This is a genomic window from Allobosea sp. GW821-FHT12C12 (assembly GCF_058807355.1).
The window spans coordinates 1-12,635 of sequence record NZ_JBXAQP010000029.1; the positions used below are offsets into that span (position 1 = coordinate 1).

General features: G+C 63.5%; 14 protein-coding genes and 2 pseudogenes. 14 read left to right on the plus strand and 2 right to left on the minus strand.

All coding sequences use genetic code 11. From position 1 onward, the window contains the following. Nucleotides 1-104 precede the first annotated feature (104 nt). Nucleotides 105-1,304 carry an amidohydrolase family protein gene (locus AC1RRW_RS22145; RefSeq protein ID WP_492903868.1) on the minus strand — a complete coding sequence of 400 codons (1,200 nt, stop codon included), beginning with the start codon at nt 1,302-1,304 and terminating at the stop codon, nt 105-107. Nucleotides 1,305-1,441: 137 nt separating this feature from the next. Between AC1RRW_RS22145 and AC1RRW_RS22150 the strand changes: the two genes are divergently transcribed. Continuing rightward, nucleotides 1,442-2,194, plus strand: coding sequence for a GntR family transcriptional regulator (locus AC1RRW_RS22150; RefSeq protein ID WP_492903870.1), 753 nt, complete (start codon nt 1,442-1,444; stop codon nt 2,192-2,194). Further along, nucleotides 2,191-2,901 (plus strand): flavin reductase family protein, encoded by a 711-nt coding sequence (locus tag AC1RRW_RS22155; RefSeq protein WP_492903871.1) that lies wholly within the window; start codon nt 2,191-2,193, stop codon nt 2,899-2,901. The genes AC1RRW_RS22150 and AC1RRW_RS22155 overlap by 4 nt, the downstream gene beginning before the upstream one ends. Before the next feature lie 30 nt (nt 2,902-2,931). On the opposite strand, the gene cobF is transcribed toward AC1RRW_RS22155, so the two are convergent. Beyond that, nucleotides 2,932-3,693 carry a precorrin-6A synthase (deacetylating) gene (gene cobF / locus AC1RRW_RS22160; RefSeq protein WP_492903873.1) on the minus strand — a complete coding sequence of 254 codons (762 nt, stop codon included), beginning with the start codon at nt 3,691-3,693 and terminating at the stop codon, nt 2,932-2,934. Nucleotides 3,694-4,209: 516 nt separating this feature from the next. Here cobF and AC1RRW_RS22165 point away from each other — a divergent pair. The 12 genes and pseudogenes from AC1RRW_RS22165 to AC1RRW_RS22220 all read left to right on the plus strand — a co-directional run. Next, nucleotides 4,210-4,434, plus strand: a complete 225-nt coding sequence (locus AC1RRW_RS22165) for a heavy-metal-associated domain-containing protein (protein WP_492903874.1) — start codon at nt 4,210-4,212, stop codon at nt 4,432-4,434. 350 nt (nt 4,435-4,784) lie between these two features. Beyond that, on the plus strand, nt 4,785-5,420 hold the full coding sequence (locus AC1RRW_RS22170) for a peroxiredoxin (RefSeq protein WP_492903876.1): 636 nt from the start codon (nt 4,785-4,787) through the stop codon (nt 5,418-5,420). 30 nt (nt 5,421-5,450) lie between these two features. Beyond that, complete coding sequence (locus tag AC1RRW_RS22175) at nt 5,451-6,323, plus strand: MBL fold metallo-hydrolase (RefSeq protein ID WP_492903877.1); 873 nt, start codon at nt 5,451-5,453, stop codon at nt 6,321-6,323. Between the two features lie 61 nt (nt 6,324-6,384). Then, nucleotides 6,385-6,650: pseudogene (locus AC1RRW_RS22180) on the plus strand (heavy metal translocating P-type ATPase); the annotation flags it as partial. A 174-nt stretch (nt 6,651-6,824) separates the two neighbouring features. Further along, on the plus strand, nt 6,825-7,130 hold the full coding sequence (locus AC1RRW_RS22185; protein WP_492903879.1) for a hypothetical protein: 306 nt from the start codon (nt 6,825-6,827) through the stop codon (nt 7,128-7,130). Then, nucleotides 7,108-7,437, plus strand: a complete 330-nt coding sequence (locus AC1RRW_RS22190) for a hypothetical protein (RefSeq protein WP_492903880.1) — start codon at nt 7,108-7,110, stop codon at nt 7,435-7,437. The genes AC1RRW_RS22185 and AC1RRW_RS22190 overlap by 23 nt, the downstream gene beginning before the upstream one ends. Nucleotides 7,438-7,506: 69 nt before the next feature. Continuing rightward, nucleotides 7,507-8,754 (plus strand): RHS repeat-associated core domain-containing protein, encoded by a 1,248-nt coding sequence (locus AC1RRW_RS22195; RefSeq protein ID WP_492903881.1) that lies wholly within the window; start codon nt 7,507-7,509, stop codon nt 8,752-8,754. Nucleotides 8,755-8,794: 40 nt separating this feature from the next. Continuing rightward, the gene (locus AC1RRW_RS22200; protein ID WP_492903883.1) at nt 8,795-9,199 is read left to right on the plus strand and encodes a hypothetical protein; all 405 of its coding nucleotides are present in this window, start codon (nt 8,795-8,797) and stop codon (nt 9,197-9,199) included. A gap of 51 nt (nt 9,200-9,250) precedes the next feature. After that, on the plus strand, nt 9,251-10,231 hold the full coding sequence (locus AC1RRW_RS22205) for an RHS repeat-associated core domain-containing protein (protein WP_492903884.1): 981 nt from the start codon (nt 9,251-9,253) through the stop codon (nt 10,229-10,231). A gap of 14 nt (nt 10,232-10,245) precedes the next feature. Further along, nucleotides 10,246-10,605, plus strand: a complete 360-nt coding sequence (locus AC1RRW_RS22210; RefSeq protein ID WP_492903886.1) for a hypothetical protein — start codon at nt 10,246-10,248, stop codon at nt 10,603-10,605. Nucleotides 10,606-10,808: 203 nt separating this feature from the next. After that, a pseudogene (locus AC1RRW_RS22215) lies at nt 10,809-12,204 on the plus strand (heavy metal translocating P-type ATPase); the annotation flags it as partial. A 237-nt stretch (nt 12,205-12,441) separates the two neighbouring features. Further along, nucleotides 12,442-12,635 (plus strand): transposase (locus AC1RRW_RS22220; protein ID WP_492903888.1); only part of this gene is annotated, 194 nt, incomplete at its 3' end.

The window sequence follows — 12,635 nt, forward strand, 5'->3', positions numbered from 1 at the left end:
CTTTTCGGCCCCCCATCCCTAGCCCTTCCCCACCGCGAGCGGGGGGAAGGGGACGCGCTTCACCTTCGCCTGTCTGCTTCGGAATCACCCGAGCCGGCCTTGCCTCAGGGCGCGGGCCGCAGCGGCACGCCGTCGCGCGCGACGATGCGGCCGCGCTTGACGACGCGGCGCAGCGGCGAGCGGGTCACGACCGCTTCGGCCAGCGTTTCGCCCGGCAGAACCAGCAGATCGGCGATGCGGCCCTCGCCGAGGCCGTAATCCGCGACCTCCATCAGCTTCGCGCCTTCGACCGTGCAGACGTCGAGCGCCAGCCTGACCTCGTCGTCGCGGCGCAGATTGTTGCGCAGGCCGACGAGCACGGCCCGCTCCAGCATGTCGCCATTGCCATAGGGGTTCCAGGTGTCGCGGATGCCGTCGGAGCCGGCCGCGATGCGGATGCCGGCCGCGAGCATGCGCTTGACGGCGGGCACAGGGCGGCTCGCCGGCGCGGTGGTGACGATCGCGATGTCGAGCGCGGCGATCTCCTCGATCAGCGGGTCGACCAGCGCCGGGTCGGGGGCGCCGAGGCAGAAGGCGTGGCTGACCGCGACCTTGCCCCGCATGCCGAGCGCGCGCGTGCGTTCGATGATCAGGTCGAACGAAAACGCGCCCATCTCGCCGGGTTCGTGCAGGTGGATGTCGAGCGGTTTGCCATGGCGCTGGCAGAGCCCGAAGATCGCGTCGAGATGGCCCTTCGGGTCGCGGTCGATGGCGCAGGGGTCGAGCCCGCCGACGACCTCGCAGCCGGCCCGCATCGCCGCGTCCATCAGCTCCAGCGTGCCCGGTCGGCGCAGCAGTCCCGACTGCGGAAAGGCGACGAGTTCGATATCGACGATGTCGCGCCAGGCGTCGCGCGTCGCCATCGCGCCTTCGATGCCCCACATGCCGTGCTCGGTGTCGACATCGACATGGCTGCGGATATGGGTCGCGCCGAAGACGGAGGCCTGCACGGCCTGCCGGGCCGACTGGCGCGCCGGCTCGATGTCGAGCCGCTTCTTGTTCGTCCGCTCGTTGTCGATCTTGTCGAGCAGTTTCGGGCCGACCTCGTTCACATACCAGGGCAGGCCGAGCAGGTTCTTGTCGAGATGGGTGTGGGCCTCGACCAGCCCCGGCACGACGATGTCGCCGCGCCCCTCCTCCACCGTAACCCCGGCGGGCGGCACGATGCCTGCGCCGATCCGCGCGATCCTGCCGTCCGCGATCAGGATGTCGGTCGCGGGGCCGCCATGGGGCCGGACATCGCGCAGCAGCAGGGAAGCCGTCATCGCCTCGGTCTCCTCGTTCAGAACGTGGCCCGGCCGAGGCTTGCAAGGTCGCGGCCAGCACATGTATTGCATACGATCAGGCAGTATTATTGTATGCAATATAATCGGGCAAGCCAGGGCGCGCGGGCATGACAGGCATGGCGAAAAGGAGCAGCCCGAGGGCAGCGGCCAAGGACGCGGGCGCATCCCTGATCGAACGCGCGCCGGGCCGGGCGCAGACGGTCTACCGTGCGCTGCGCCGCGCCATCATCGAGCAGGCGCTGAAGCCGGCGATGAAACTGCCGGAGGATTCGATCGGCGAGCAGTTCGGCGTCAGCCGCACTTTGGTGCGCGAGGCGCTCGGCCGGCTGGCGCTCGAAGGGCTGGTCGAGCTCAAGCCCAATCGCGGCGCCTCCGTCGCCTATCCGACGCTGGAGGAGGCGCGCGACGTCTTCGACGTGCGCCGCGGGCTGGAGCGTCTCGTCGCCGAAAGCCTCGCCGGCCGTCTGGGCAAGGCGCGGGCAGCGGAACTCGAGGCCCATGTCGCGCTTGAGGAGACAGCGCAGGGCCGCGACGGGCCGGAATCGATCCGGCTCGCCGGCGAGTTCCATATCAAGCTGGCCGAGATGACCGGCAACGGCCTGCTGCTGCGCCTCGTCCAGGAGGTCACGTCGCGCAGTTCGCTGATCCTGGCGATCTACGGGCGCCCGCACTCGTCGGAATGCGCGGTCAGCGAGCACCGCGAACTCATCGGCGCCCTGCGCGCCGGCGACGCAGCGCGCGCGGCGGAACTGATGGACCGCCATCTCCACGCCGTCGTCGCCCGCGCGTTGATCGCGCCGCGCGGCGAGCGCGACATCCGCGAGGTTCTCGCGCCCTATGCCGTCAGCGAAGGTGTTGCCGTCCCGTGAGCGATGCCTTCGCTGAAGCCGCCCGGCCGTCCAGCGGCGACACCGTCGCCTTCGACTTCGCGCGCCTGGCTCCGCGCGAGCGCTACAAGCTGCTGATCGGGGCGGTGGTGCCGCGCCCGATCGCGCTCGTGACCACGGTCGATTCATCCGGCCGCGTCAACGCCGCGCCCTTCTCCTTCTTCAACTGCCTTTCGGCCGATCCGGCGATCCTGGCGCTCGGCGTCGAATACCGGCCGACCGGGGCGCAGAAGGACACCGGCCGCAATGTCCGCGAGACGCTCGCCTTCACCGTCAACATCGTCTCCGACGCGCTGGTCGCCGGCATGAACATCTGCGCCGTGCCGTTTCCCGCCGGCATCGACGAGCTGGCGGAAGCAGGCCTGACCGCCCGGCCCGGCGAAAAGGTGCCCTGCCCCTGGATCGGCGAGGCGCCGGCGGCCTTCGAATGCCGCCATCACACGACGCTCGGCATAGGCAATTCGCGCGAGATCATCCTGGGCGAGGTCGTCTACGCGCATTTCCGGGCCGACACGGTCAATGACAGGCTGCATGTCGACCCCGCCGCGCTCGACGCGGTCGGCCGCATGGGCGGACAGGGCTACGCGACCACGCGCGACTATTTCGACCTGCCGACGCTGTCGGTCGAGGAGTGGCGCGCGGGGCCGGCGCGCGCGAATGCGCGGACGCGGCCGGCTCGCTCCCGCTGAGCGCGCCTGCTCAGACGCTCCCGAGCACCATCAGCCGTCCCCGGCCCGACGCAGCAGATAGGTATCCATGATCCAGCCCTTGTCCTCGCGGGCCTGGCGCCGGATGCGGTCGATATCGTCCTTCACCTCGGACAGCCTGCCGGAGACGAGGATCTCGTCCGGCGTGCCGAGATACGCGCCCCAGTAGATATCGAGCTCGTCCGGAGCGATTTGCTTGAAGGCCCGGTCGCCGTCGAGCATCACGACGACGCTGTCGATATCGTCGGGGAAGCCCTCGGCGAGCTTGCGCCCGGTGGTGATCAGCACCGGCTGGCCGATCCGGTTGAGCGGGATGCGGTGCCGCGACGCCAACGCCTGCACGCTGCTGATCCCGGGGATGACCTCGTAGTCGAGCGCGACGCCCCGGGCGCGGATCTGCTCGACGATCCGCAGCGTGCTGTCATAGAGCGCAGGATCGCCCCAGACGAGCAGCCCGCCGCACTGGCCGTCGCCGAGCTCCGTCGTGATCAGGCGCTCGTAGTCGTCGGCGAGGCGCGCATGCCACTCGTCGACGCTGCCGCGATAATCCTGTCCCGCCGCCGCCCGCGTCGGAATCCCGACGGAAACCATGCGATAGTCCGAGCCTTCGATGAAGCGCTCGCAGATATCGGTGCGCAGGCGTTGCAGCGCCGCCTTGTCGGTCCCCTTGTCGGGGATGAAGAAGACATCGACCCGGTTGAGGGCGTCGATCGCCTGGACGGTGAGATAGTCCGGATTGCCGGCGCCGATTCCGATGATCAGGACGTTGCGCATTCGATCTCTCGTTTCCCAAGGACGGCATGTCACAGGACGGCATGACGGCCGGCCTCGGCATAGCACGCGGCGCAGGTAGTCCGGGAGCACGATCCGAGCATTTGGGAGTCAGGCGCCAGCCGCCGGGCAGCGCCGCCGCCCTCACCATCTCGGCTTGCACGCGATCGCGACGTTCATGTCCGCCCGCGGGCATGACGGCTCCGGCCGTTGCGGACGGTTGTCGCACCGCTTGACGAAGTCGCTGGGGGACTGGGTCGTGTTGACGAACCCGATCCAAATTCGGATCGTTGCGAGCCAGCGCAGCGCCATTGGACCGGGCCGGAAGGGAAACCAGGGCGCAGGTCGCGAGCGCCTTCGCCCGCGGGAGCTGCGCATGTTCGCGTTCGCCGCGGTCGAACAGAGCAGGCGTTCTGGTCAGGGCCGTCCTCCTGGCGAAATATCGATCACGGCTCTTGACCCTGTGGTGGCTACAGACCCCATCTTCGCATGGCAGGCACTTTCAGACAGGAGACGGTCATGGCCGAAGCAGCACTCGACACGATCGAGTTCAAGATCGAAGGGATGGATTGCGGGCATTGTGTCAGCGCCATCGAAAAGACGGTCGGCGCGCTTCCGGGTATCGATGTCGTCAAGGTTTCCCTAGCCGACAACAGCGCGATCGTCAGGCACGATCCGGCGAAGATCTCAAAGGATGCGGTCTTTGAAGCGGTCGAGGGCGCCGGGTTCGACGTGCCGCGATGAGCAGGCTTGAAGTCCCGATCGGCGGCAACGTCGAGGTTCTGCTGAGCGCCGGGAAGGCGGTGATCGACCACGATCCGAAGCCCGTGACGCTGGATCTGCCGAAGTCGACCGTCGAGAAGGTCGGCTTCAGCGTTCCGCGGCCGGCCTTTCCCTCTCAGCTTTCGGGATCATCCTGGCGGCCTCGCTCCAGGCGATCCCCGATATCGGCATCCTGGCGAACTCGTCTCGTCTGATCCGGCAGAAATGAGGTTTCCCGGCAAGGGCGTATTCGATCGCCCTTGCCGGGAAACTGCCCCAGGGCCGACCACGGTCGGCCCATCATCGCCAATCCGGCAGGAAAGGAAACGATCATGACACTGCAACTCGGCGATGTCGTTCCGGACTTCACCGCGGAAACGACAAAAGGAGCGATCAGCTTCCACGACTGGATCGATGGCTCTTGGGCCGTGCTCTTCTCTCATCCGAAAAACTTCACCCCCGTCTGCACCACCGAGCTCGGCGACGTGGCGCGGCTGAAGCCTGAATTCGACCGGCGCGGCGTCAAGGTCATCGGGCTCAGCGTCGACGAGATCGCCCGCCACGGCGAGTGGGAAGACGACATCGAGGAAACGCAGGGTCAGCGCGTCAACTTCCCTCTGATCGCGGACTCCGATCGCAAGGTCGCCAGCCTCTACGGCATGATCCACCCCAATGCGAGCGACACGATGACCGTGCGCTCGGTCTTCGTCATCGGCCCGGACAAGAAGCTGAAGCTCAGCCTGACCTATCCGGCCAGCACAGGGCGCAACTTCGACGAGATCCTGCGCACGATCGATTCGCTTCAGCTCACCGCGAGGCACAGCGTGGCGACCCCATCCAACTGGCAGCAGGGCGGCGACGTCATCATCGTGCCCTCGCTGTCCGACGAGGCCGCCAGGGAGAAGTTTCCTGACGGCTGGAAGACGCTGAAGCCCTATCTGCGCGTCTTGCCGCAACCCAAGGCCTGACACGGGCCCCATCACGGCGGAGGCGTCCAGATGACCCCGAATGTCGAAACCTTCTACGACAGGCGCAGCGGCACCGCGAGCCATCTCGTCTGGTGCGCCCGGTCGAAGGCCTGCGCCGTGATCGACCCGGTCTTCGATCTCGATCCCAGATCGGGCCACACCAGCCGCAAGCCCGTCGACGATATCGCGAGCTTCGCCCGCAACCACGGCCTGCGGCTGGAATGGATCCTGGAGACCCATATCCATCACGACCATATCTCCGGCGCGGCCGAGCTGCGCCGGATGCTCGGCGGCAGGATCGCGATCGGCGAACGAGTCGGCGAGGTCGCCGCGGCGATCGCCGATGTCTACGGGCTGGACGCCGACAGGCGCGGCCTCGGCAGCTTCGACAGGCAGCTTGCGGATGGCGAGACGATCGCGCTCGGCGATCTCACGATCGAGGTCATGGCCACCCCCGGCCATACGCTCGACCATCTGAGCTATGTCGTGAACGATGCCGTCTTCACCGGCGACACCCTTTTCATGCCGGATTCCGGGACGGCGCGCTGCGACTTCCACAAGGGAGACGCCGCCCGGCTGTTCCAGTCGATCCGCCGCATTCTCGACCGGCCGGACGACGCCATCCTGTACGCTTGCCACGATTACGGCGCCGACGGACGGCGCGCTCCCGCCTGGCGCAGCTCGGTCGGCGCCCAGCGCCGGGCGAACATCCATGTCGGCAACGCCACCGGCGAGACCGCGTTCGTCGCCTTGCGACGCAAGCGGGACGCCGACCTTGATATGCCGGCGCTGATGCTGCACTCGCTCCCGCTCAACATCCGGGCCGGCGACCTGCCGGCGCCGGCCGGCCACGGGCGGATCATGCTCGGCATTCCCCTCAACGTGCCGCGCGACGCGATGTGACATCATCCGGGGAAGCGACCATGAGCGGATGGAGATTGCGGCGCGACCCGGCGGCGCTCCCGCCGGATCCGTGGGTGCGCTCGAAACGGCGGACGTCGCGCTGATGGCGGATAACCTCGCCGATCTGCCATTCGCCGTCGGCCTCGGCCGCCAGACCCGCTCGATCATCCAGCAGAACGTCGTCGTCAGCCTGGGCATCGTCGCGGCCTGATCCCGGCGACCATCCTCGGCCTCGGCATCGGTCCCGCGATGGCCGTCCATGAGGGATCGACGATCCCGGTCGTCTTCAACGCGCTGCGGCTGCTCGCCTATCGCGATCCGCACCGCGCGACAGGCGATAGGGCTGCCGCCCGACAGGTCTATCGTTCCGCCGCGCGCAGGTTCAACCGGGAAGCTCCGGCGCGCCTCCAATTCTCCCAGTTGACAGAACGCGCTTAAGTTGCATCCTGTCATTTATGTGAGCGAATTTCGTTAAAGGACAATTTTAACGGAATATGGAGTGTGAAAGTGCGGCTTCTTACATTCTTTTCCATTGCTTTGTGTGGCTTTTTTCCTTTGTCGGCTTACGCCGAATACTGGGAAGCAGGGCTTCCTAATGGCGGTACAATTATTGGCTCTGACGGGTGCTCTACGGCCATCGCGCAATCAGTGGCTGTCTATGGAACGGCGCGATATTTTTCTGGGCTGCTCGATCAACTCGAATATAGCGTATTCAAAGACCCAAGTACCGGAAAGATATTATTAAACCTAAGCCGCCAGGATACGATGAAGCAAAGGGCAAAAAATGATAACAGAAACAGAAAATGAAAAGGGGACGATTTATCCAAAGTCATTGCTTGGAAGGTGGAGGGCTGATTTCGAGGATGGTCGCAGCGAGTACGAAATATCTCTCATTGGCAGCAGAATTGCTGTAAGGGGGTACGATTTTGTCGATGGAGAAGAATATGATATTTCTAATATAAATTTTGATGAATTATCAGTAAGATTTAACACATTAATGATATCGACAGGAAGACTTGGCCAATTAACTTTCATCAAGGATGAAAACTCTAACTCTGTTGAGATACAATTCACTTTTACTTACTTTTATAAGGCCACCCGCGTTGATATATAGAATTAGATTTATACGGGCTATGAGAACGCCTATTTTAAAGAGTTGATCTTCGAGAACACGGCGACGGGCGTGGCGACGATCAGGCGCTTCCACGACCGCGCCGACAACGGCCTCAACCTGACCGGCATCGCGACCTATGACGATGTTTCGCCGCCGCCGAGCCAGAGCTTCTGGTACTCGCCGGCGCGGCGGCTGCAGAACGCCACTGGCGTCTGGGGCGATCTGACCTATTATTATGGCTCGGGCGGCAACCGGACCCACGAGATTCTTGTCTCGGGCGGGACGGCGACGGAGAAGGTGACGAGCTATGCCGCGACCTCGAACCGGATGACGCAGGTGACGACGAACGGCGCGGTGTCGCGGACCTTCGCGCATGACAATGCGGGAAACGTCGTGACCGACACCAGGTCCGGCGCGGCCTGGACGTTCACGCATGATGCGGCGGGTCGTCTGTCGCAGGCGAGCGTGGGCGGCAGCGTCAGGGGCGCCTACACCTATGACGGCCTGGAGCGGCTGAGCGTGCGGACGGTGACGAACACGACGCCGTCCGGGACGACGCATCTGATCCACGACGCGGCGGGTCGTCTGCTGGCCGAGGCGGACGCGGCGACGGGCGCGACGGTCCGGGAGTATGTCTGGCTCGAGATCGACGATCTCGGGGCCGCCACAGGCCCGATGTCGCGGCCGGCCAACGACAACGCGCGTGGCAACCTCTCCGGCAGGCTCGGCGCGGCCGAGAACGACAACGACCCGACGGCGCGCGCGCAGCTGCCCTCGCTGAACGGGCCCAGGCGCGGCATCGCCCAACGCGCCCTGCCGCTGGCGGTTGTGGCCGATGTCGACACGGCGAGCCCGCAGACGCTGTTCGTCCATGCCGACCATCTCGACCGGCCGGTGCGGATGACGAACGCCGCCGGGACCCTGGTCTGGGACGCGCTCTACAGGCCCTATGGCGAGGTTCAAAGCATCACGGGCCCGGCCTCGCTCGACGCCCGCTTCCCCGGCCAGTGGTTCCAGCTCGAGACCGGCCTGCACTACAACTGGCGCCGCCACTACGACCCGACCACCGGACGATACCTCCAGCCCGACCCGCTCGGCTTTGTCGACGGGCCGAGCGTCTATGCCTATGCGCTGAACTCGCCGATCATGTGGACGGATCGGGAGGGGCTGCAGAGCTACGGCAGGAGCTATTATTGGAGGAGTCTATGGGCCTCGCTCTCTCTGGCCAAGGACAATGCATTATCCCAAATACCAAATTTCCCGCAGGTGGCAAAAAGTTCCGGAATTCTCATCCTGGTATGGCAGCACATTGGATGACTAATTCCGCCGGAATTATCGGTGATATGAAGATAAAATAATGAAAATAAAACTCAAAAATCCTTCTGAATTAACTCCAGAAATGGACAGTGACGATAATCTTATACATATATTTTCGCGCAACATAATCTATCCGGTTTACGGTATTCTCTTTTCGTCTAATCGGATCGAATATCTGATAGATAACACTGAGGACCAAAGTAGTTATATTTTATTTTATAATAGCATTATTTTTGATATAATTGATAATAAAATTCCTAAAAATTGGACTTTTGTTCCAAAAATTGATCATACTCAAAATATAATTAATGGCAAATCCTATATTGGAATCGATAAATACGTTACAGAACCAGATTTTTATGAAAAATATATTGATGATAATCCAAAATGTGTCGAATTTATCGTAGAGCAGAAATTATACTATAAGCAAAAATTTACAGAATAATATTTATATTTATCTTATGTTTGCTTTCTTAATGGGTGAGACAGAATTGCATTGACAGCCTTCTGTGAAATTGTATTGACTGACGATATATATTGGACGCTTTCAGCGTTATCGCAGGCGAGCGTGGGCGGCAGCGTCAGGGGCGCCTACACCTATGACGGCCTGGAGCGTCTGAGCGTGCGGGCGGTGACGAACACGACGCCGTCCGGGACGACGCATCTGATCCACGACGCGGCGGGTCGTCTGCTGGCCGAGGCGGACGCGGCGACGGGCGCGACGGTCCGGGAATATGTCTGGCTCGAGATCGACGATCTCGGGGCCGACACAGGCCCGATGGCGCGGCCGGCCAACGACAACGCGCGTGGCAACCTCTCCAGCAGGCTCGGCGCGGCGGAGAACGACAACGACCCGACGGCGCGCGCGCAGCTGCCCTCGCTGAACGGGCCCAGGCGCGGCATCGCCCAACGCGCCCTGCCGCTGGCGGTTGTGGCCGATGTCGACACGGCGAGCCCGCAGACGCTGTTCGTCCATGCCGACCATCTCGACCGGCCGGTGCGGATGACGAACGCCGCCGGAGCCCTGGTCTGGGACGCGCTCTACAGGCCCTATGGCGAGGTCCAAAGCATCACGGGCCCGGCCTCGCTCGACGCCCGCTTCCCCGGCCAGTGGTTCCAGCTCGAGACCGGCCTGCACGACAACTGGCGCCGCCACTACGACCCGACCACCGGACGATACCTCCAGCCCGACCCGCGCGGCTTCGTCGACGGGCCGAGCGTCTATGCCTATGCGCTGAACTCGCCGATCATGTGGACGGATCGGGAGGGGTTGGCGACTGGCGAGCAATTATCGTCGCCTCGCGATCAAGGGATGCAAATATGCCAAGCTTCTGATCTTTGTAGTCTCCAAGGGTCCGGGCGGATTGGACTAACTAACATATGTCAGTATTTCTGTTTGCGAAGCGGCAAAACCCGAGTGTTGAAAATCGGATCGCTTCCGAGTTCAGTTTGCCCGCGTTTCATCGGCGACTTTTAAAAGGCCTTTCGAATATGGAAAAGTATCTCAAAGAATATGCTTCTCAACTCTCGGGTGCGTCCATTGTCAAATTGGATATCAGCATTCCGTCTCATGCGATTTTTGAATTCTGGCTTCCAGAAGTTGATTCTGAGAAAGGGGAAGGCAAGGAATATCCAATTGTGAGATTTGTAGCGATGAATTTTCGACCAGATAGTATAAACATGGAATATAGTGATAGTTTTCCATTATGCACTAGCGTAATGATCCGCGATGTAGTTGATAATACAAATTATAGATATGGTGTCGATATTTTCCTCTCTCAAGGGTGGATTAAGCTTTCGGCCGAAGAAGTGCATCTTTATGCTTCTGAGGCTCCTTCTCGTGAGATATAAAATTGATCAATCATTCCGCCAGCATCGTGACCGACACCAGGTCCGGCGCGGCCTGGACGTTCACGCATGATGCGGCGGATCGTCTGTCGCAGGCGAGCGTGGGCGGCAGCGTCAGGGGCGCCTACACCTATGACGGCCTGGAGCGGCTGAGCGTGCGGACGGTGACGAACACGACGCCGTCCGGGACGACGCATCTGATCCACGACGCGGCGGGTCGTCTGCTGGCCGAGGCGGACGCGGCGACGGGCGCGACGGTCCGGGAGTATGTCTGGCTCGAGGTCGAGGTCACCCGCCGGTCGAACGAGACCGCGCTCGCCAAGGTCGTGAAGATGGTCAGCGAGGCGGAGACGCAGATCGCCGACGCAGCGTTTCACCGACAGGTTCGAGCGCATCTTCGTTCCGGCTGTGCTCGCGCTCGCCTTCGTCCTGCTCTTCGCCTGGGTCGTGATCGACGAGCCCTTCCGCAACAGCTTCTATCGCGCCATGGCGGTGCTCGTGGCGGCGAGCCCCTGCGCGCTCGCCATCGCGACGCCGAGCGCGGTCCTGTCGGGCGTCGCGCGCGCCGCGCGCGGCGGCGTGCTCGTCAAGGGCGGTGCGCCGCTGGAGAATCTCGGCTCGCTCACGGCGATCGCCTTCGACAAGACCGGCACCCTGACCGAGGGCCGCCCGCGCATCACCGACATCGTGACGGCCGACGGCGTCGAGGAAAGCGACCTGCTGGCGGTCGCGGTCGCCGTCGAGACCCTGAGCGACCATCCGCTCGCCGAGGCGATCGTCCGCGACGGCAAGGAAAGGCTCGGCGGCGGCGAGATCACATCCGCCTCCGATCTCACCAGCCTGACCGGACGCGGCGTCACCGCCACCGTCTCGGGCGAGACCGTCTGGATCGGCAAGGCCGAGATGTTCGGCGCGGACGGCGTCCCGAGCCTCGGCGGCGCGATGAAGGATGCCGTCGCGAGATTGCGCGAAGGCGGACGCACCACCATGGCGATCCGGCGGGGCGAACGAGATCTCGGCGTGATCGGCCTGATGGACACGCCGCGCGCGGCGGCGCGCGACTCGCTGAAGGCGCTGCACGATCTCGGCGTCTCGCGCATGATCATGATCTCGGGCGACAACCAGAAGGTCGCCGACGCGATCGCCAAGGATGTCGGCCTCGACGAGGCCTGGGGCGATCTGATGCCCGAGGACAAGGTCGAGGCGATCAGGAAGCTGAGCGCGCAGAGCAAGGTTGCGATGGTCGGCGACGGCGTCAACGACGCACCCGCCATGGCGAGCGCGACGGTCGGCATCGCCATGGGGGCGGCCGGATCCGACGTGGCGCTCGAGACGGCGGACGTCGCCCTGATGGCCGACAACCTGGCCCATCTGCCCTTCGCCGTCGGCCTCAGCCGCCAGACCCGCTCGATCATCCGGCAGAACGTCTTCGTCAGCCTGGGCATCGTCGCGGTGCTGATCCCGGCGACCATTCTCGGCCTCGGCATCGGTCCCGCGGTGGCGGTCCACGAGGGGTCGACGATCCTGGTCGTCTTCAACGCGCTGCGCCTGCTCGCCTATCGCGATCCGCACCGCGCAACGAGCGATACGGCTGCCGCCTGATAGGGCTATCGTTCCGCTACGCGCAGGCTCCTCCGTCGTGACTTCGACAAGCCGCGCCCGATGCGTTGATTCTTCGGCGAGGATAGACAGCTCGATAAGCTGGAACGAAAGCATGTCGGTAACTGGCGCGATCAATTGTATCTGTTCCCGGCCAAGGCAAAGCAGGTTCGCGAGCTAGGCTCAGGACCTGTTAATTTGGTTTGAGATGTGATTCACGGTGTCCGGGAGGACATTGTGATGAGTGAACTGTTCCTGCTGAACGAGCGCCAGATGGCGCGGATCGAGGCGTATTTTCCGCTGTCGCATGGCGTGCCGCGGGTCGATGATCGGCGCGTGGTGAGCGGCATCGTCTATGTGATCCGCAACGGCCTCCAGTGGAAGGACGCGCCCAAGGGCTACGGTCCGCACAAGACGCTCTACAACCGCTTCAT

Coding starts and splice junctions, on each gene's coding strand:
- AC1RRW_RS22145 (WP_492903868.1), bottom strand. CDS start 1,304: ATGACGGCTTCCCTGCTGCTGCGCGATGTCCGGCCCCATGGCGGCCCC.
- AC1RRW_RS22150 (WP_492903870.1), top strand. CDS start 1,442: ATGGCGAAAAGGAGCAGCCCGAGGGCAGCGGCCAAGGACGCGGGCGCA.
- cobF (WP_492903873.1), bottom strand. CDS start 3,693: ATGCGCAACGTCCTGATCATCGGAATCGGCGCCGGCAATCCGGACTAT.
- AC1RRW_RS22165 (WP_492903874.1), top strand. CDS start 4,210: ATGGCCGAAGCAGCACTCGACACGATCGAGTTCAAGATCGAAGGGATG.
- AC1RRW_RS22170 (WP_492903876.1), top strand. CDS start 4,785: ATGACACTGCAACTCGGCGATGTCGTTCCGGACTTCACCGCGGAAACG.
- AC1RRW_RS22175 (WP_492903877.1), top strand. CDS start 5,451: ATGACCCCGAATGTCGAAACCTTCTACGACAGGCGCAGCGGCACCGCG.
- AC1RRW_RS22190 (WP_492903880.1), top strand. CDS start 7,108: ATGATAACAGAAACAGAAAATGAAAAGGGGACGATTTATCCAAAGTCA.
- AC1RRW_RS22200 (WP_492903883.1), top strand. CDS start 8,795: ATGAAAATAAAACTCAAAAATCCTTCTGAATTAACTCCAGAAATGGAC.
- AC1RRW_RS22210 (WP_492903886.1), top strand. CDS start 10,246: ATGGAAAAGTATCTCAAAGAATATGCTTCTCAACTCTCGGGTGCGTCC.